This window comes from Pantoea sp. E2023-21 (genome assembly GCF_051302795.1).
GTDB lineage: Bacteria > Pseudomonadota > Gammaproteobacteria > Enterobacterales > Enterobacteriaceae > Pantoea > Pantoea ludwigii_A.
Window position 1 is genome coordinate 2,805,077 of record NZ_CP195344.1, and the last position, 18,503, is coordinate 2,823,579.

16 protein-coding genes and 3 tRNA genes are annotated in these 18,503 nt (G+C 54.3%); 8 read left to right on the forward strand and 11 right to left on the reverse strand.

Annotated elements, in window-relative coordinates:
* Position 1 precedes the first annotated feature (1 nt).
* Positions 2 to 1,519, reverse strand: a complete 1,518-nt coding sequence (gene nnr, locus ACRQ84_RS13110) for a bifunctional ADP-dependent NAD(P)H-hydrate dehydratase/NAD(P)H-hydrate epimerase (RefSeq protein WP_483816311.1) — start codon at positions 1,517 to 1,519, stop codon at positions 2 to 4.
* Here nnr and queG point away from each other — a divergent pair.
* Entirely contained in the window at positions 1,518 to 2,657 is a 1,140-nt protein-coding gene (queG, locus tag ACRQ84_RS13115; RefSeq protein ID WP_483816312.1) for a tRNA epoxyqueuosine(34) reductase QueG, read from the forward strand. The two genes, nnr and queG, sit on opposite strands and share 2 nt — an antisense overlap.
* Before the next feature lie 435 nt (positions 2,658 to 3,092).
* Here the strand turns inward: queG and ACRQ84_RS13120 are convergent.
* The 4 genes from ACRQ84_RS13120 to orn form a co-directional block, all read right to left on the reverse strand.
* Positions 3,093 to 3,168: transfer RNA gene (locus ACRQ84_RS13120), tRNA-Gly, on the reverse strand.
* Between the two features lie 197 nt (positions 3,169 to 3,365).
* Positions 3,366 to 3,441: transfer RNA gene (locus ACRQ84_RS13125), tRNA-Gly, on the reverse strand.
* Between the two features lie 28 nt (positions 3,442 to 3,469).
* Positions 3,470 to 3,545: transfer RNA gene (locus ACRQ84_RS13130), tRNA-Gly, on the reverse strand.
* Positions 3,546 to 3,843: 298 nt separating this feature from the next.
* Complete coding sequence (gene orn, locus ACRQ84_RS13135; RefSeq protein WP_064738370.1) at positions 3,844 to 4,392, reverse strand: oligoribonuclease; 549 nt, start codon at positions 4,390 to 4,392, stop codon at positions 3,844 to 3,846.
* Positions 4,393 to 4,495: 103 nt separating this feature from the next.
* Between orn and rsgA the strand changes: the two genes are divergently transcribed.
* The 3 genes from rsgA to mscM all read left to right on the forward strand — a co-directional run bounded on the left by rsgA (position 4,496) and on the right by mscM (position 9,880).
* Entirely contained in the window at positions 4,496 to 5,539 is a 1,044-nt protein-coding gene (gene rsgA / locus ACRQ84_RS13140) for a small ribosomal subunit biogenesis GTPase RsgA (RefSeq protein WP_483816313.1), read from the forward strand.
* A 93-nt stretch (positions 5,540 to 5,632) separates the two neighbouring features.
* Entirely contained in the window at positions 5,633 to 6,529 is an 897-nt protein-coding gene (gene asd / locus ACRQ84_RS13145) for an archaetidylserine decarboxylase (protein WP_064738368.1), read from the forward strand.
* A gap of 15 nt (positions 6,530 to 6,544) precedes the next feature.
* Positions 6,545 to 9,880 (forward strand): miniconductance mechanosensitive channel MscM, encoded by a 3,336-nt coding sequence (gene mscM, locus ACRQ84_RS13150; RefSeq protein WP_483816314.1) that lies wholly within the window; start codon positions 6,545 to 6,547, stop codon positions 9,878 to 9,880.
* A 52-nt stretch (positions 9,881 to 9,932) separates the two neighbouring features.
* On the opposite strand, the gene mdh is transcribed toward mscM, so the two are convergent.
* Entirely contained in the window at positions 9,933 to 10,868 is a 936-nt protein-coding gene (gene mdh, locus ACRQ84_RS13155; protein ID WP_064738366.1) for a malate dehydrogenase, read from the reverse strand.
* 424 nt (positions 10,869 to 11,292) lie between these two features.
* On the opposite strand from mdh, the gene argR reads away from it, so the two are divergent.
* The 4 genes from argR (at position 11,293) to yhcN (ACRQ84_RS13175) (ending at position 13,241) form a co-directional block, all read left to right on the forward strand.
* A complete protein-coding gene (gene argR / locus ACRQ84_RS13160) occupies positions 11,293 to 11,763 on the forward strand; it encodes a transcriptional regulator ArgR (RefSeq protein WP_007891992.1) in 471 nt (156 codons plus the stop codon).
* A 489-nt stretch (positions 11,764 to 12,252) separates the two neighbouring features.
* Positions 12,253 to 12,516 carry a peroxide/acid stress response protein YhcN gene (gene yhcN / locus ACRQ84_RS13165; RefSeq protein ID WP_483816315.1) on the forward strand — a complete coding sequence of 88 codons (264 nt, stop codon included), beginning with the start codon at positions 12,253 to 12,255 and terminating at the stop codon, positions 12,514 to 12,516.
* Between the two features lie 90 nt (positions 12,517 to 12,606).
* The gene (locus tag ACRQ84_RS13170; protein ID WP_483816316.1) at positions 12,607 to 12,873 is read left to right on the forward strand and encodes a YdgH/BhsA/McbA-like domain containing protein; all 267 of its coding nucleotides are present in this window, start codon (positions 12,607 to 12,609) and stop codon (positions 12,871 to 12,873) included.
* A gap of 101 nt (positions 12,874 to 12,974) precedes the next feature.
* The gene (gene yhcN / locus ACRQ84_RS13175; RefSeq protein WP_064738363.1) at positions 12,975 to 13,241 is read left to right on the forward strand and encodes a peroxide/acid stress response protein YhcN; all 267 of its coding nucleotides are present in this window, start codon (positions 12,975 to 12,977) and stop codon (positions 13,239 to 13,241) included.
* 51 nt (positions 13,242 to 13,292) lie between these two features.
* Here yhcN (ACRQ84_RS13175) and ACRQ84_RS13180 read toward each other — a convergent pair whose 3' ends face one another.
* The 5 genes from ACRQ84_RS13180 to aaeX all read right to left on the reverse strand — a co-directional run bounded on the left by ACRQ84_RS13180 (position 13,293) and on the right by aaeX (position 18,261).
* Positions 13,293 to 13,562, reverse strand: a complete 270-nt coding sequence (locus tag ACRQ84_RS13180) for a barstar family protein (RefSeq protein WP_064738631.1) — start codon at positions 13,560 to 13,562, stop codon at positions 13,293 to 13,295.
* A gap of 25 nt (positions 13,563 to 13,587) precedes the next feature.
* Positions 13,588 to 15,042 carry an NAD-dependent succinate-semialdehyde dehydrogenase gene (locus ACRQ84_RS13185; protein ID WP_483816317.1) on the reverse strand — a complete coding sequence of 485 codons (1,455 nt, stop codon included), beginning with the start codon at positions 15,040 to 15,042 and terminating at the stop codon, positions 13,588 to 13,590.
* A gap of 111 nt (positions 15,043 to 15,153) precedes the next feature.
* Positions 15,154 to 17,106 (reverse strand): p-hydroxybenzoic acid efflux pump subunit AaeB, encoded by a 1,953-nt coding sequence (gene aaeB / locus ACRQ84_RS13190; RefSeq protein WP_064738361.1) that lies wholly within the window; start codon positions 17,104 to 17,106, stop codon positions 15,154 to 15,156.
* 11 nt (positions 17,107 to 17,117) lie between these two features.
* Positions 17,118 to 18,047 (reverse strand): p-hydroxybenzoic acid efflux pump subunit AaeA, encoded by a 930-nt coding sequence (gene aaeA, locus ACRQ84_RS13195; RefSeq protein WP_064738360.1) that lies wholly within the window; start codon positions 18,045 to 18,047, stop codon positions 17,118 to 17,120.
* A 10-nt stretch (positions 18,048 to 18,057) separates the two neighbouring features.
* On the reverse strand, positions 18,058 to 18,261 hold the full coding sequence (aaeX, locus tag ACRQ84_RS13200; protein WP_021508145.1) for a p-hydroxybenzoic acid efflux pump operon protein AaeX: 204 nt from the start codon (positions 18,259 to 18,261) through the stop codon (positions 18,058 to 18,060).
* Positions 18,262 to 18,503: the final 242 nt, after the last annotated feature.

Genomic DNA, 18,503 nt, shown 5'->3' on the forward strand with positions numbered 1-18,503 from the left:
TTTATTGTTGGATCATCTCTGGATTAACAAACTGCCATAGCAGCTCGAACAAATCAGTGGCTAACATGCCCCGAGTACCGCGCTGACGCGCGACGGCATCGGCTGTTGCCCCATGCGCGACACAGCCTGCACAGGCTGCATCAAGTAATGTCAGTTTTTGGCCTAGCAGAGCGGCAATCATTCCGCTCAGCACATCGCCCATTCCGCCGGACGCCATGCCCGCATTGCCAACATCGGCAATGGCGATATCACCCGCTGCACTGGCAATCACCGTGCCCGCGCCTTTCAGTACTACCACGCCACCGTAGCGTTTCACCAAGGCGCGCGCAGCATGTAAGCGATCACTTTCAATCTCGCTGGTTTTCACCCCAAGTAAGCGCGCGGCTTCGCCTGGATGCGGCGTAATGATGCGATTCTGACGGTTATCCTGCTTGATTGCCAGCAGGTTAAGCGCATCCGCATCCCAAAGCATCGGCTTTTCACTGGCCGCGATCTTTTTCAGTGCCTTCTGAGCCCAATCGCGCTGGCCGAGCCCCGGTCCAACGGCGATCACATCCGCCCACTCCAGCGCCTGGTCAAGGCGTTCATCGGTGAGCGCATCAACCATTAACTCCGGTCTCGCGGTGAGAATCGGGCCAATATTATCTTCATGCGTCAGCACACGCACAAGCCCGGCGCCTGTTCGCAGCGCGGCTTCGCCGGTCATACGAATCGCACCCGCCGTACCGCTATCGCCGCCGACGACTAACAGCCGGCCTTGATCGCCTTTGTGTGAGGTAGCACGACGCGGTTTAAGCCAGCGCGCTAAATCCGCGGCGTCATAGCGTGAAATCGGCGCCTGTGCTGCGGCAAGGAACGGTGACAAGCCCAACTCATGGTTATGCAGGACACCAATGTAATCGCGCGCCTTGCCGGTCAGTTGGCCCGGTTTCAGCGTAATCATGCTCAGCGTGTGATCAGCAACGACCGTCTCGCCGGGCGTCGTGCCGTTAGCCGCCACTAAACCGGAGGGGATATCGATTGCCAGTACCGGTGCGGTATGCGTGTTGATGAGAGTAATGAGGCGATCGTAAGGCGCCGCAGGCGCACGATTTAGGCCGGTGCCGAGCAGCGCATCAACAATGACATCGACCTGCTCCGGCCAGGCCGAATCCGCCGCATGAATCACGCCCCCCGCCGCCAGCCACGCGTCTTGCGCCTGCTGCGCCTCTTCTGGCAAGGCTTTGCTGCCTTCACAGGCCAGCAGCGTTACGTTCAATCCTGCCGCCTGCGCCAGCCGCGCGACCACATAACCATCGCCGCCGTTATTGCCATGCCCGCACAGGACCAACCAATGCTGCGACTGAGGCCACAGTTGGCGGGCTAATTCGTAGCTGGCTTGTCCAGCACGCTGCATCAGCTCAAACAGCGTTAGGCCCAGGCTATCAGCGGCATCGCGTTCCAGCTGTGGCATCGCCTGCGCAGGCCAGACAGAGTGTGTTAAACTGCACGCGTTTGCATCAATTGCCTGGTTTCTCATGTCATATCCTCTCGATCTTCAACAGCTCGCTCTACATATTAAACAATGGGGACGCGACCTCGGTTTCCAACAGGTGGGTATTTGCGATACCGATCTGAGCGCCGAAGAGCCCAAACTGCAGGCGTGGCTGGATAAGCAGTATCACGGCGAGATGGATTGGATGGCGCGCCACGGCATGATGCGCGCGCGGCCACATGAACTGCTGCCCGGCACGCTGCGCGTGATCAGCGTACGCATGAACTACCTTCCTGCCAAAGCCGCCTTTGCCAGCACGTTGAAAAATCCTCAGCTGGGCTATGTAAGCCGCTATGCACTGGGCCGCGACTATCACAAAGTATTACGCAATCGACTGAAAAAGCTTGGAGAAATGATTCAGGCGCATTGTGGCGAGCTCAATTTTCGCCCGTTCGTCGATTCCGCGCCAATTCTCGAACGCCCGATAGCCGCTAAAGCAGGGTTAGGCTGGACCGGCAAACATTCGCTCATCCTTAACCGTGAAGCCGGTTCATGGTTCTTTCTCGGCGAACTGCTGATTGATTTGCCGTTACCGGTGGATCAGCCACAGGAAGAACAGTGTGGACGCTGTGTCGCCTGCATGACCATCTGCCCCACTGCCGCTATCGTCGAGCCTTACGTCGTCGATGCGCGTCGCTGCATCTCCTATCTCACCATCGAGTTGGAAGGCGCAATCCCAGAAGAGTTCCGTCCGTTAATGGGTAATCGGATTTATGGCTGCGACGATTGCCAGCTGATTTGCCCGTGGAATCGTTACGGCCAGTTAACCGATGAAGACGATTTTTCACCGCGCGCGGTGCTGCATGCGCCGCCGCTCACCGATCTGTTCAAATGGGACGAAGCCAAATTTCTGCGCATCACCGAAGGTTCAGCGATTCGGCGCATTGGGCATTTACGCTGGTTGCGCAATATTGCGGTGGCATTGGGCAATGCGCCTTGGGCAGAAGAAAATATGGCGGCATTAGAATTGCGGAGCGGCGAACATTCCCTGCTTGATGAACATATTGAATGGGCGATTGCACAGCAGTTGCAGAAACGCGCGGCGCAAGCGGTTGAGGTGCAGCCAGCGAAGAAACAGCGACTGGTGCGCGCGGTCGAAAAAGGCCTGCCACGTGATGCGTGATTGAGCAGTCGCACAGGATAAAACTCTTTTCCACATGCTGTGAATAAAATTATCCAACTGAATAGTGACGGAGATCGTAATTTCGTCTAAAGGGGAAGATTACAGACTGAAATACGTTTAACTAACTATAAATCAATTAGTTAACCGATTATTGTAAATATTCACGTCGTGTTTAGCGCGCAGGGGTTTGTCCAGAGCTTGTGGATAACTCTGTTCAAAACTGTTTTAAAGAACGGGGAAAACGCCGTCAGAACCTTGCAGGCACATTGTGGATAACCTGTAAGATAACTGCATCAGACATCAGCATTATCGGTACTCGCGAGGCGTGCAAAATTTCCAGAAAAAAACGGTGTCGCATGCGATCAAAAAAGATCTGCAGCAGTTTTAATTCTGATTGCGCCTTAGGGCAAATAACATTAGTGAATATAAAAAAATTGGAGCGGGAAACGAGACTCGAACTCGCGACCCCGACCTTGGCAAGGTCGTGCTCTACCAACTGAGCTATTCCCGCATAATCTTCGTATTTTAGTCTGCTACTGCGTTGGCTGCCTTCACTTACCCTTGTCACTTACTGATGTAAGCGCCGAGGGATTCGTTCAGTTGCCGCCTTGTTGTAAACTAAAATACTTGATTCTGACTCTTCGTATTTTTGTCACAACAATCACGCTAACGACTAAATCCGTGATTTGGATGGTTAACTACAAACTCTGGAGCGGGAAACGAGACTCGAACTCGCGACCCCGACCTTGGCAAGGTCGTGCTCTACCAACTGAGCTATTCCCGCATTAGAGGTTTACTGCTTAACGAAAGTTTGGAGCGGGAAACGAGACTCGAACTCGCGACCCCGACCTTGGCAAGGTCGTGCTCTACCAACTGAGCTATTCCCGCATAATCTTCGCCTGTTTATTTGCTGCTGCGTTGGCTGCCTTCACTCGCACAGGTCACTTACTTAAGTAAGCTCGCTGTGACTCGTTCAGTTGCCGTCTTGCATCAAATGAACATGCTCGATTCTGTCTTTCGTTACAAACTTTGCTGCTCCGTCCCGCATGAATTTCTTCACCGGTACGGGGTGCGCATTATACGAGAAATCCTTTCAGTCGCAAGAGTCTAAAAGCAAAATTTTGCGCTTTCCGCGCGTTCGCTGCTTTTATCGACAACCTGATGATTTCCTGCGCACCCGCGGAGGTTAAAGCTGCAGGAAGTGCTCGCGATAGTAAGCCAACTCGGCGACAGACTCACGAATATCATCCAGTGCCTGATGGCTGCCGGACTTTTTGAAGCCTGGCAAGATATCCGGTTTCCAGCGGCGCGCCAGCTCTTTCAGCGTGCTGACGTCGAGATAGCGATAGTGGAAATAGGCTTCCAGTTCAGGCATGTACTTGAACAGGAAACGACGATCCTGACCAATACTGTTGCCGCAAATCGGCGAGGTATTCGCCGGCACCCACTGTTTCAGGAATTCAATAGTGGCCCGTTCCGCGGCACGATCGTCATGCTCGCTGGCTTTGACTCGCGCCACCAAACCGCTATTGGTATGCGTGCGCACGTTCCAGTCATCCATCAACGCGAGCTGCTCGTCCGATTGATGCACTGCGAATACCGGACCTTCTGCGAGGATGTTAAGGTTGGCATCGGTCACGATAGTGGCGATCTCAATAATGCGATCGCGTTCCGGATCCAATCCGGTCATTTCGAGGTCGATCCAAATCAGGTTGTTTTCATTTCCAGCTGTCATGCGTTTCCCGCCTGTTGCCAAAGTCGTCATTAAACTCATTTCAGGTGTATCATAGACGTTTTGCCCAGCAGGGCGAAACCTGGCGAAAGCCGTGAGAGGATGCGTGAGTAAAAACAAACTGTCGAAAGGTCAACAACGCCGCGTAAGCGCCAACCATCAGCGTCGTCTGCAGCAACGGAGTGATAAGCCGGAGCCGGATGATAGCCTGTTTGGAGAAGCGGCTGATGGCGTGGTGATCAGCCGTTTCGGCATGCACGCAGACGTGGAAGATAGCGAGGGCGTTGTGCATCGCTGTAACATCCGCCGTACTCTTCGCTCGCTGGTAACGGGCGATCGCGTATTGTGGCGCGTGGCGATTGGTGGCGGTAAAGGGATTGTCGAAGCGGTACACGATCGCAAAACGGTGCTAACGCGTCCAGACTTCTATGACGGCGTGAAACCGATCGCTGCCAACATCGATCAGATCATCATCGTTTCAGCGATCCTGCCGGAACTGTCGCTTAACATCATCGATCGCTATCTGGTCGCGAGCGAAACGCTCGGCATTGAGCCCTTGCTGGTGCTGAACAAAACCGATCTTTTGGATGCCGAAGGACGGGCGTTTGTTGATGAGCAGATGGAGATTTATCGCAACATTGGTTATCGCGTGTTGATGGTTTCCAGCCACGCTAAAAATGGGTTGGTTGAACTGGAAAGTGCCTTAACCGGTCGCGTCAGCATCTTTGCCGGTCAATCTGGCGTGGGCAAATCGAGCCTGTTAAATAACCTGCTTGGCCTGGATGTGGCGGCTGAAATTCTGACCAACGATGTGTCGAATGTTTCCGGCCTGGGTCAACACACCACCACTGCTTCACGTCTCTATCACTTCCCAGCGGGCGGTGATGTGATCGATTCCCCAGGCGTGCGTGAGTTTGGTTTATGGCATCTTGAACCGGAACAGGTAACGCGCGGATTTGTCGAATTCCGTGAATTTCTCGGCAGTTGCCGCTTCCGCGACTGTAAGCATGATACCGATCCTGGCTGCGCCATCCGCGAAGCGGTAGAAGAAGGCAAGATTGATGTCTCCCGCTTCGATAACTACCACCGAATTCTTGAGAGTATGGCGCAGGTAAAGACGCGTAAAAACTTTTCCTCCGACGCAGATTAAGCAGTACAACGGCACATTCGCCAATGCACTGGGGCGCTGCTACAATCCGCCCCCCTTTTTGTTAACAATACGTCATTAAGCCAGGAGGCAACGGTGTTTGATCGTTTTAAACTCGGCCTGAATCATATTTTGCCCAAAAAAGGGCTCACCGAACTCGCCGGTTGGGGCGCCAGCCGTCGTGGTGGCTGGCTCACGAAAGCGGTCATCGACATCTTCGTCTGGTACTACAACGTGGATATGGCGGAAGCCAGCAAGCCACATACCAGCAGCTACCGCACCTTCAATGATTTCTTCGTGCGTCCGTTAAAAGAGGGCGCGCGTCCCATCGATCCTGACGCCACGTTACTGGCGCTGCCAGCCGATGGCGCGATCAGCCAGCTGGGCCGCATTGCCGGCGATCAGATCTTCCAGGCCAAAGGCCACACTTACAGCCTGCAAGCGCTGCTGGCCGGTAACGACGATCTGGCGGATCAGTTCCACGACGGCGAGTTTGTTACCACTTACCTTGCCCCGCGTGATTATCACCGCGTCCATATGCCGTGTAACGGCGTCCTGCGCGAAATGACCTATGTGCCCGGCGATCTCTACTCAGTAAACCCGCTGACCGCGCGTAACATCCCCAATTTGTTTGCGCGTAACGAACGCGTGATCTGCGTATTTGACACCGATCATGGCCCGATGGTGCAGATCCTTGTCGGCGCGACCATTGTTGGCAGCATCGAAACCGTGTGGGCGGGCACCGTAACGCCACCGCGCGAAGGGGTGATCAAACGCTGGCGCTATCCGTCTGCCGATCATGATGGCGCGGTAGTGCTGCTGAAAGGCCAGGAAATGGGTCGCTTTAAGTTGGGTTCTACAGTCATCAACCTATTTGCACCTAAACGTGTGAAGTTGGCTGAAAGCCTTGAAGCCGAAAGTAAAACCCGCCTCGGTCAGCCGCTGGCCATCGCCCTGCCTCAGCCTGGCGACAGCGTCTCACTTAGCAAATAATACGGAATCTTTCCCGTGCGTGTTTTCCTCTTCCTCCTGCTGAGCCTTGTGCTCAGCAGTTCTGTCTTTGCCGCTAGCGTTCCGCAATCCAGTCAGCTCAAGCAAGAACTGGATGTGGCTAAATCCGCGAAAAGCTCCCCCGCGCAAACCGAACAGGTTCAGGCGCTGGAAGCAGCGATAAATTTCCTAAACGAGCGCGATGAGTCGCTGGAGCGCGCAAAGCAGTATCAACAGGTGATCGATGATTTCCCGCGGCTCGCGCGCGAACTTCGTCAGCAGATCGCCACGCTTACCGACAACAGTAAATCGGTACGCAGCAATATGAGCAGCGCCGAGCTGGATCAAGAGTTGTTGCAGGTGAGCAGCCAGCTGCTGGAGGAAGGCCGCCAGGCACAGCAAGAGCAGGATCGCGCCCGCGAGATCAGCGATTCACTGTCGCAGCTGCCGCAGCAGCAAACGGATGCACGTCGCGCGATGACCGAAAGCGATCGCCGCGCGCAGAGTTCCTCGACGGCGACCACGCCGTTGGCGCAGGCGCAGATTTACGCGCGTCAGGCAGAAAATGCCGCCAATAAAGCGCGCGTGGACGAGTTAGAGCTGGCACAGCTCTCGGCGAATAATCGTCAGGAACTGGCGCGCATGCGCGCTGAAGTGCATCAGCGTAAAGCCACCCAGCTGGATAACTATCTGCAGGCGCTGCGCAATCAGCTGAATAATCAGCGCCAGCGTGAAGCGGAGCTGGCGCTGGAGCGTACCGAGCAACTGGCAGAAAACAGCGGCGACCTGCCGAGTTCGATCAGCGATCAGTTTCGCGTTAACCGCGAACTCTCCGCCGACCTCAATCAGCAAGCGCAGCGCATGGATTTAGTCGCTTCGCAGCAGCGTTTGGCCACCAATCAGACCCTGCAGGTGCGTCAGGCATTGAGCACGCTGCGCGAGCAGTCGCAATGGCTGGGGGCGTCAAATCTGTTAGGTGAAGCTTTGCGCGCTCAGGTGGCGCGTCTGCCAGAGATGCCGAAGTCTCAGCAGATTGACAGCGAAATGGGCCAGCTGCGCGTGCAACGCCTGCATTATGAAGATCTGTTAGAGCGCCAGCAGGATCTGCGCAAAGCCAGGCAAGATGACGGCACGCCATTCAGCAGCGATCAGGTGCGCATCCTTGAAGCGCAACTCAAAACCCAACGCGAGCTGTTGAATTCCCTGATTTCCGGTTGCGATACGCTGATTCTGGAAATCACCAAGCTTAAAGTTTCCAATACGCAGCTGCAGGATGCCCTCGCCGAAGTAAAAGATGCGACCCATCGCTATCTCTTCTGGACCGCCGACGTCAACACCATCAGCCTGAATTTCCCGGTTGAGATGGCGCAGGATCTTAAGCGTCTGCTGTCGCTGGATACCGCCGGCCAGCTCGGCAAAGCGCTGGCGATGATGTTCACCAATCGCGAAACCGTGTTGCCCATTATTGGCGCGGTTTTGCTGGTTGGCTTCAGCATCAGCTCACGCCGCCACTACAACGCTTTTATGGAGCGCTCTGCCAGCCGCGTCGGTAAAGTGACACAGGACCGCTTTAGCCTGACGCTGCGCACGGTATTTTGGTCGATCCTGGTGGCGGTGCCGCTGCCGGTGCTGTGGGCCGCGCTTGGCTACGGTTTGCAACATGCCTGGCCTTATCCGTTTGCCGTGGCGATTGGCGATGGCATTACCGCTACGCTGCCGCTGCTGTGGGCCTTTATGATCAGCGCCGCGTTTGCCCGTCCCGATGGCTTGTTTGTGGTGCACTTCCGCTGGCCGCAAGCGCGTGTAGCGCGTGCGATGCGCTATTACTCGCTGTCCGTTGGGCTGATTGTGCCGCTAATCATGTTGCTGATCGCCTTTGCGAATCTCGACGATCCGCAATTCTCAGGCACGCTGGGACGCGTGTGCTTCATCCTGATTTGTGGCGCACTGAGTATCGTTACCGTCAGCCTGAAACGCGCCGGAATTCCGCTGTATCTGGATAAAGAGGGCAACGGCGATAACTTCGTAAACCGCATTTTGTGGAACCTGATGATTGCCCTGCCGCTGGTGGCTGCCCTCGCCTCTTGCATCGGTTATCTCGCCACCGCGCAAGCGCTGCTGGCGCGCCTGGAAACGTCAGTGGGGATTTGGTTCTTCCTGTTGGTGGTGTATCACATCATCCGCCGCTGGATGCTGATTCAGCGCCGCCGCATCGCCTTTGACCGTGCGCGTCAGCGACGTGCCGATATGCTGGCCAACCGCGCGCGCAGTGAAGAAGAGAAAGAGCAATCAACACCCGTGAATGCCGACACCATTGAGATTGAAGAACCCAGTATTGATCTCGATGAGATCAGCGCGCAGTCGCTGCGGCTGGTGCGTTCAATCCTGACGCTGATTGCGCTGGTTTCAGTGATTGTGCTGTGGTCAGAAATTCACTCCGCGTTTAGCTTCCTCGATAACATTCCGCTGTGGAATGCCAGCACCACCATTCAGGGCGTTGATAGCGTGCAGGCGATTACGCTGGGTGCGGTGCTGATTGCGATTCTGGTGCTGATTATCACCACCCAGCTGGTGCGTAATATGCCTGCTCTGCTGGAGCTGGCGCTGTTACAGCATCTCAGCCTGGCGCCGGGCACCGGCTACGCCATTACCACCTTGACCAAATATGCGTTGATGCTGATTGGCGGCTTGATTGGCTTCTCAATGATGGGCATTGAGTGGTCGAAGCTGCAATGGCTGGTTGCCGCGTTAGGTCTGGGTTTGGGCTTCGGTATGCAGGAGATTTTCGCCAACTTTATCTCCGGCCTGATCATCCTGTTCGAGAAACCGATCCGTATCGGCGATACCGTGACCATTCGCGATCTGACAGGTAGCATCACCCGCATCAACACGCGCGCCACCACTATTACCGATTGGGACCGCAAAGAGATCATCGTGCCGAACAAAGCTTTCATTACGGAGCAGTTCGTGAACTGGTCGCTGTCGGATTCGGTCACACGCGTGGTGCTGACAATTCCGGCGCCGGCCAGAGTCAACAGCGATGAAGTGACTAACATTCTTAAGCAGGCGGCCGACCGCTGCACCTACGTGCTCGATATGCCAGCGCCGGATGTGTTCCTGGTCGATTTGCAGCAAGGTATTCAGCTGTTTGAACTGCGGGTGCATGCGGCAGAGATGGGACATCGTATGCCGCTGCGCCATGAGCTGCATCAGCTGATTCTGCGCGGCTTTGAGGAGCACGGCATTGAGATGCCGTTCCCACCGTTCCAGGTACGCATGGAGACGCTAGGAAAGCAAAACCCTGCGAGCAACGGTGCGCCCGCCAATAAGACCTTCAAATCTGGCGGATTATAAAAACAAAACGCCCGGCATCAGCCGGGCGTTTTTGATTACCGCTCAGTGTTTATCACTTCACAAACTCTTCGCCCTGCGCGATATCTTTCTTCAGCGTTTCCAACATACCGTTCAGCGCCTGCTGTTCGAAGGCACTGAGCGTCCCCAGCGGACGGCGTTCGACGATGCCGTTTTTACCCAGCAGCAGCGGCTGCGAGAAGAAGCGGGCATATTCGCCATCGCCTTCCACATATGCGCACTCCACCACATTGGCTTCACCTTGCAGGGCGCGAATCAATGACAGGCCAAAACGCGCCGCCGCTTGTCCCATCGACAGCGTCGCCGATCCGCCGCCGGCTTTGGCTTCGACTACTTCGGTGCCCGCGTTCTGAATACGTTTGGTGAGATCCGCCACTTCCTGCTCGCTGAAGCTCACGCCTTTCACCTGCGACAGCAGCGGGAGGATAGTAACGCCTGAATGCCCGCCTACTACCGGCACTTCAATCTCGTTAGGCTGCTTGCCTTTCAGCGCCGCGACAAAGGTATTGGCGCGGATGATATCAAGGGTAGAAACGCCAAACAGGCGATTCTTATCATATACGCCGGCTTTCTTCAGCACTTCAGCCGCAATGGCCACCGTGGTGTTCACCGGATTGGTGATGACGCCAATCAGGGCTTTCGGCGCGGTGCTCGCCACCTGTTCGATCAGGTTACGCACGATGCCGGCGTTGACGTTAAACAGATCGGCGCGATCCATGCCCGGTTTACGCGCCACGCCAGCAGAAATCAGTACTACATCGGCACCCTGCAGCGCAGGTGTGGCATCTTCACCGCTGAAGCCTTCCACGGTGACTGCCGTAGGAATGTGGCTGAGGTCAACCGCCACGCCGGGCGTGACCGGGGCGATATCATAAAGTGTGAGAGCTGAGCCTGCGGGTAATTGCGTTTTAAGCAGTAGTGCGAGCGCCTGGCCAATACCACCAGCGGCACCGAGAACGGCAACTTTCATCCTGAACTCCTTATTAAGGTGGGGCAGAGATATGCCGAAAATCCATCAGGTTACGAGTTTAATCAACTTCTCAGGCGATAGCGACTAAACCTGTCGCGCACTTAACACTACGCCGCAATCGGCTCCCGAGACATCTCCACTTCAGAAGTCGCCTGAATGATTCATTCGCAGCCAGAACACAATGGACGGCAATGATCATCGATATAGTTGTTACCACATCAATAATATAACAACTTCGCAACCTTCGCTTTGCGCGCCCACCCGCGATTTTGGTGCAACATAATATTCTGTTATTATGCCCGCCCCGCAGGTCATTACCGCGATTCTCTTATCAGACTTATTGCATAAAAATTCATCTAAATGCATAATAATTTATCTGCCGTGGGCCTGTTGCCCTCTGCAACCCTCTTTTTATTGGTAGCTTATGCGAAACCCATCGAAACAAGACGACTTGATTAAGGCGTTTAAAGCCTTATTGAAGGAAGAGAAATTCAGCTCCCAGGGCGAAATCGTGCAGGCGCTGCAGGAAGACGGCTTCGAGAATATCAATCAGTCCAAAGTTTCTCGTATGCTGACCAAGTTCGGCGCAGTACGTACCCGCAACGCCAAGATGGAGATGGTTTATTGCCTGCCTGCTGAACTCGGCGTACCCACCACCACCAGCCCGCTGAAGAATCTGGTGCTGGATATCGATTACAACGATGCGTTAGTGGTGATTCATACCAGTCCGGGTGCAGCACAGCTGATTGCTCGCCTGCTGGATTCTCTCGGCAAAGCAGAAGGGATTCTCGGCACCATCGCCGGTGATGACACCATCTTTATTACGCCCGCGCGCACCTTCTCGGTGAAACAGCTACACGATGCTGTACTGGTTTTATTCGAACAAGAGCTATAAAAATCTGCTGATTACCGGCGGATCTGCTGTCGGTAATCCCAATCCTCCCGCATGCTTCGTAACCAATCTGTTACAAATCCCTTTGTAAATAATAAGTTATCCATATGCCCAGCGGTTCTTTTCACTTCTGTAGATTGGTACGACCTTTGCCCCTGCTTAACTCAACGCGCTATTTTACACTGCTTTACTTATAGTGATTAGTGTCATTAGCTCCCCATAGCGTACTCGCTAGCGAGATCAACCATGATCTTTCGCACTAAAAGATAATTTGATGTAGATCATTGTTTTTGCTTTGAAATACACCCAGCTGATTAATGTTTGGGCGTTTTTTATAACTCTTGGTTCTAAAAAAGTGCCATAAGGATAAAGAATTACAACCAAACATTATTAGCTAGATATTAATTTCGTGAGTGATTAGATCTATACTTAGTTTCGTGATGCAAATCACACGAAAGAAAAAGATAAAAATAGACGACGAGGAAAAATATCATGACCGTTAAAACTACTATCGCAACACTAAGCATTCTCTCTGCCCTGTCATTTGGTGCTTTTGCAGCAGATTCTATTAATGCCGAGCAGGCAGCGAATCTGCAACCCGCAGGCACTATCAGCGTCAGCGGCGTGGGCGGTTCACCTATGGATATTCGTCAGCAGCTAAACGATAAAGCCGATCAGCAAGGTGCTAAAGCGTACCGCGTGATCGAGGCGAATACCGGTGACAACTATCACGTTACCGCTGAACTGTACAAATAAGTTACTGATTCAGGACGCAATGTGAACGGTGACCCGTTTGAGACGCACTTGCCTCTCAGGTTACCGAACCCAATTTCAGGAGAGTGAATCATGAAAACCAAATTTACTGTCGCAGTGCTGGGCCTGGCTTCTGTACTTTCTTTCGGCGCAGGCGCCGCAAGTCTGGTTTCTAACCAACAGGCCGAACAGCTGCAATCCTTGAACCAAACCATCAGCGTGAGCGGTGTTGACGGCGACCAAACCAACGTTCGTCAGGCACTGTCACAGAAAGCTGACGCTCAGGGTGCCAGCCATTACCGCATCATTGAGAGCAACCGTGGCGATACTTTCCACGTCACTGCTGAACTGTACAAATAATCACTAATCGAACGTCCGGCGCCTTAAGAGTGCCAGGCAATAGATCGACGACCCGCCCACCCATTTCTGCCGCAGGTTGTTGATTAAATGAGGAGAAAATTATGAAAATCAAAACAACCATCGCAACTGCTAGCCTGCTTTCCCTGTTCGCCTTTGGTGCTTCTGCAGCACAACTGGTGACTGAAGAACAGGCGCAGAATCTGCAACCTACCGGCAGCACTGTATCAATTAGCGGAACCGGCGGTTCACCAATGGATTATCGCGCTGAGCTTTCTCAAAAAGCCGATGCGCAAGGCGCCAGCGCTTATAAAGTGATTGAAGCCAAAACCGGCGACAGTTATCACCTGACCGCTGAGCTATATAAGTAATTCCTCGTCAATTAAGACGAACCCTTTGGCCCCGCTCGCCGGGGCCCTTTTTTACTTAACGTTGAAGCGGAGCTGGCCTTCCAGCTCCTCTTCTGCTTCATCAAATAACAGGATCAATGCGCCATACCGGCGTTTCTGCCCTTTCCCGAGATTTACAAATTCAATGTCCAGCGGCAACGGCAGTTGCTCACCCACCAGCGCGTCCCAAAGATCGTCCAGATCGTTGATAGCGAGATCGGTTAGCGCAAAACGATCGCTAAACTGTCGATAAAAATGGGCTTGATCGACAATCTCGTCGAAATCGAAACGCTCGGTTCTCATCATGACGCCCTCTTAGTTGTCGCGGCTAGCTTAGTCCGCCGAGGTGCAGCGCTTTCACTTCCAGATACTCTTCCATCCCCAACACCGAACCTTCGCGTCCCAATCCTGACTCTTTTATGCCACCAAACGGTGCCAGTTCAGTCGATACTGCACATTCATTAATGCCGATCATGCCCGCTTCCAGCGCCGCCGATACGCGGAACACACGCTGAAGATTCTGGGTGTAGAAATATGCTGCCAGGCCAAACTCGGTATTATTGGCGCGTTCAATCACATCGGCTTCATCGTCGAAGCGGAAGCACGCCGCAACCGGACCAAACGTCTCTTCCTGTGCCAGCTTCATCTCCTCATGCGCTTCTGTAATCACCGTTGGTTGCCAGAAGTTGCCGCCAAGGGGGTGACGTTCGCCGCCGATCAGCAGTTTGCCACCCTTGCTCACTGCATCTTTGACGTGCTCTTCCACTTTTTCCAGCGCGGACGGCTCAATCAGCGGGCCAACAATCACGCCCTCTTCCACGCCGTTACCGACTTTAAGTTGGCCCACTGCATCTGCCAGCTGATTGACGAAGCGATCATACACCGCGTTGTGCACATAGAAGCGGTTAACGCTTACGCACACCTGTCCAGCATTACGGAATTTGTTGGCAATAGCGCCCTGCACCGCCGCATCAATATCTGCGTCATCAAACACGATATAGGGCGCGTTGCCGCCTAACTCCATCGACACCTTTTTCATGGTTTCCGCGGCATTACGCATCAGCGTTTTGCCCACGGCGGTTGAACCGGTAAAGGAGATTTTGCGCACCACCTTACTGGCCATAATCGCATCGCTGATGGCATGCGTATCGCCCGCCACCGCATTGAGTACGCCAGCGGGTACACCGGCTTTCTGCGCCAGCGCCAGCAGCGCGAAAGCGCTAAGCGGGGTGTTATTGGCGGGTTTAATGATGCCGGTACAGCCGGCGGCCAGCGCCGGACCGAGTTTGCGCGTCAGCATCGCCATCGGGAAATTCCACGGCGTGATCGCGGCAACCACACCAATCGGTTCACGCGTTGCCAAAATGCGCGAGCCAGATTTAGCCGGCGGAATGATTTCACCATTGGCGCGTTTCGCCTGCTCGGCAAACCACTGAATAAAGCTGGCGGCGTATTCCACTTCGCCTTCAGCTTCTTTAAGCGGTTTACCCTGCTCGGCCGTCATCAGTTGGCCCAGCCAGCTTTTGTTTTCGATGATTAGCTGATACCAGCGATTGAGGATTTCGGCACGCGCCTTAGCGGTTTTATCGCGCCAGGCAGGAAAGGCTCGCTGCGCGGCGGCAATCGCCTGTTCGGTTTCTTGCTGACCGGCTTTTGCCACCTTCGCTAAGACTTCGCCGGTCGCCGGATTGGTCACATCAAAAGTAGCGCTAGCGTTATGCCATTGACCATCCACGAAATAGCCGGTCTTGAATAATTCGTGATGTTGCAGGGAAGTGGACATCGGGGTTCTCCTGTCAGTTTGCGTCCTGTCAGGAAAGTATAGATGCCAATATCAGAGGTTTTTGTGTCAGCGTGGGATCTAAAAGGCCGCTGCACAATGCAGCGGCCAGTTTCAGATTTGTATTAAGGTGTTCTGGTACTTATCCAGCATCTGCGTCAGCCTTTTCACCGGTTCGGTGACATTATCCGGGGCAGAATAGTGCTGCAGCTTCTCCTGATAAATCTCCAGCTCCTTTAACAACCGCTCGAAGTAATAGCGGCGCTTTTCGTCGCTGGTCGCCGAGATGATGCTATCAGCGGTTGAGCGCAGCTGGCGGTGATAGGCGGACAGCTCCGCGTTTACCGGTACTTCGGCATTACGCAGGCGTTGATGTCCGATAATCAGCGTCAGGGCAATGCGATATTTGTCGATATCGCCAGGGAATAAGTTGAGCAGCAAGAACAGTTGCTGATACAGCGCCGGCAAATGGTTTTCACGACGACGGGCCTGGTTAGTGGTAAGTGCGGCAACCGCAGCATACATAAAGCGATTCAGCAGCTTACGTCCGGTACGCTCTTTCGATTTATCACGAATCAGCAGGATCACCATCATCGCCACAAAGCAGCCGATCACCTGGCCTAATACGTTGTCGAGGAAGACGTTGAACTCGAACTTCATCGGGTTATCCAGCACCAGCACGTTGAGGGTACCAATCAGCGCGCCCAGCGTGCCCAACTGGCGGCGCTGTACGAAGATGCCGCCGATAAAACCCAGCGCGCCGATGGCGATACACAGCAGCAATGCGCTTTGCTGGGTCGCGGGCAGAATAAAGATGAAGTAGAGCGCACCGAGCGGCACCGCAACCGTCATGCCGTAAAGGAAATCTTTCGCCACCATCAGCGGATTCGGCATACGCATCGCCAGCGCGGTAATCACCGCCAGCATCACCATGCAGCCGCTGCCCGATGTCCAGCCGGTGTACAGCCAGAACAGCGAACCCAGCGCGGTTGCGGCAAAGGTGCGCACACCATTGATCATCGCGTGATGGGTTTCTGCGGAACGCGCCTGAATCACCACTTCGCGCTGCAGAATGCTCTCTTCCAGCGTGGTGATGCGGCTATTGCTTTTGATTCCGTTAATCAACAGCAGATATTCGGTTGCCGCACCAACCCAACTCGCCAGCGTCACCGGCACGGTTTTGCTGCTGACGGCAATCAAGCGACGCATAACTTTCATGCGCTTATGCACATCGTTAACGTTGTTGACCTCTTTTTCGATCAGCAGACGATAGTGCGGTGGAATGTATTCCGGGCGCGAGTTTTGAATCAGGAAGGTTTCGGCGGCCTGTGTGATCAGCGTCAGCGACAAGGTGTTGAGCATTTGCAGCCGGCGGCTGGAGTTTTTCCAGCGTGACGATTCCATCATCAGTTGGCCGCGCATGCCGTTGAGTGCCGTGGTGCGACGCACTAACGCGCTCCAGGCTTTATCTACTTCGTCTTTGTCTTCGTGCGCGACGCACAGCTGCAGCAGTTTGTAGTGCGCCACCAGCAGTGCATCCACTTCCTGCTCAATCACTTTTTTGATCGAACGCGGCGAGAACAGCATGTCGGCGAGAATCGCACATAGAATACCGATGACGATTTCACTGCAGCGCTCAACCGCGTATTGCGGCGCCAGCGTTAAGCCGCCGCTGGCATCTGCCGTGACCACGATAATCAACGCCGTGTAACCGGCGAGGCCAAGTGCGTAGGAGTTCTCCACTTTGATCAGCGAAGAGAGCCAGACACACAGACCTGCCCACATACAGCACAACAACAACATGACCACCGGCGCACGCACCGTGGCGATCATAATGGTGAGCGCGGCGATACAGCCAATAAAAGTACCAATGATGCGCAGGATGCCACGATAGCGCAGTGCGCCAGAATAGGGATCCCCCCCCGCAGCAAAAGCGGTGCCACCGGCCACAATACCGGCGGTCATTACCGCCCAACGCGGCGTTTCCAGATTGAAGTGAAAGCCAATCATCAACGCCGCAACCAGCGCGAAGGTTAGCTTCACCGGGAAACGCAAAAACTCAATCATATCGCCCTCGCTTAACCAAACTCACGCAGGCGATTAAACAGCTGTGCCAACGGCGAGACTTTAGTTTCGCGATCCTGCGCACCGGTGATCACCACCGTTGCTGTGGTACCTGCCGGGAAGCGGTTACCCGGTTGATCGTCGAGACGAATACGCACCGGCACACGCTGTGCCAGACGCACCCACTCAAGATTTGAGTCGATAGTCGCCATGCCTTTGCTGTCGCTGCTGCTGCTACTGTTCGTCACGCCCGCCGCGATACTGTCGACGGTGCCGCGCAGTACCGCGTTGCTACCCAACGGCGTGATTTGTGCGCGGAAGCCCGGACGCACGCCATCCAGTTTGGTCTCCTCCATATACGCCAGCACGTAGAAGGAGTGCTGTTGTACCAGCGCAACCGCCACCGAACCGCGCGTGATGAATTCGCCCTGATAGACATTCAGGTTGGTCACCCAACCGTCTGAAGGTGCTTTGATGGTGGTGCGATCGAGGTCGATCACCGCCAGATCGCGCGTGGCCACCGACTTCGCCAGCTGATGTTCGCTGGTTTGCAGATCGTTATTGGATTGCTCAATCGCCTCACGCGACATGGCGCTGGTACCCAACTGATTGCGGCGACTGGCTTCACGGCGTTTTTCACTTACCAACGCCTGGTAATATTCGACGTCTGCCTGAGCTTCATCCAGCGCTTTTTGGTAGCGCGGACGGTCAACCACAAACAGCGTGTCGCCTTTTTTCACCAGCTGATTGTCGTGTACTGGCACGTCAGTGATGATGCCGGTGACATCGGGCGAGATCGCCACGACATCGGCAGAGAATTTGGCGTCACGCGTCCACGGTGATTCGGTGTAGAACACCCAGGCGCGGAAGATGATCACGATTGCGATGACAACCAGCAGGAGTGTAATCGCGTATCGCGCGATTTTTCTTATTAGCGCTTTCACTTAAAAAACCTCAGACGAATAAACGGGATACAAGGTAAAACACACAGCAATACAGCGCAGTGTTAAACAGTGCTGGATGCCAAACCAGATCGTAGATCCCGCTGGGCGTTAGCACGCGTTTCACCAGCCAGAACAGCGCCAGTGAAACCAGTAGTTCAATGAAGATGGGCGGAAAAGACAGCCCGAATACGACAAATACCGGAAGCACACTCATTTCGGATCCTTAGTTCGACCTTGCCGGATTGCACCGATACCTGCCCACATGCCTTGTAGCACGTTGGGTTTACGATCAGGGGATGACGGATAAACTGATGGCAACATTCAGGCCGCGTTGAGCTAATCATAGCGTATCATCGGGTTAACACAGCCGTGTTCAGGTGCAGTGAAGAGACCCAGCGCGCTTATAGTAACGCGCTTGACTATACGTTTTCTACATATTGTGAGCTAAATCACTTT

Coding starts and splice junctions, on each gene's coding strand:
- aaeX (WP_021508145.1), bottom strand. CDS start 18,261: ATGAGTGTGCTTCCGGTATTTGTCGTATTCGGGCTGTCTTTTCCGCCC.
- queG (WP_483816312.1), top strand. CDS start 1,518: ATGTCATATCCTCTCGATCTTCAACAGCTCGCTCTACATATTAAACAA.
- ACRQ84_RS13180 (WP_064738631.1), bottom strand. CDS start 13,562: ATGAGAACCGAGCGTTTCGATTTCGACGAGATTGTCGATCAAGCCCAT.
- nnr (WP_483816311.1), bottom strand. CDS start 1,519: ATGAGAAACCAGGCAATTGATGCAAACGCGTGCAGTTTAACACACTCT.
- mdh (WP_064738366.1), bottom strand. CDS start 10,868: ATGAAAGTTGCCGTTCTCGGTGCCGCTGGTGGTATTGGCCAGGCGCTC.
- argR (WP_007891992.1), top strand. CDS start 11,293: ATGCGAAACCCATCGAAACAAGACGACTTGATTAAGGCGTTTAAAGCC.
- ACRQ84_RS13185 (WP_483816317.1), bottom strand. CDS start 15,042: ATGTCCACTTCCCTGCAACATCACGAATTATTCAAGACCGGCTATTTC.
- yhcN (WP_064738363.1), top strand. CDS start 12,975: ATGAAAATCAAAACAACCATCGCAACTGCTAGCCTGCTTTCCCTGTTC.
- ACRQ84_RS13170 (WP_483816316.1), top strand. CDS start 12,607: ATGAAAACCAAATTTACTGTCGCAGTGCTGGGCCTGGCTTCTGTACTT.
- aaeB (WP_064738361.1), bottom strand. CDS start 17,106: ATGATTGAGTTTTTGCGTTTCCCGGTGAAGCTAACCTTCGCGCTGGTT.
- orn (WP_064738370.1), bottom strand. CDS start 4,392: ATGACAGCTGGAAATGAAAACAACCTGATTTGGATCGACCTCGAAATG.
- yhcN (WP_483816315.1), top strand. CDS start 12,253: ATGACCGTTAAAACTACTATCGCAACACTAAGCATTCTCTCTGCCCTG.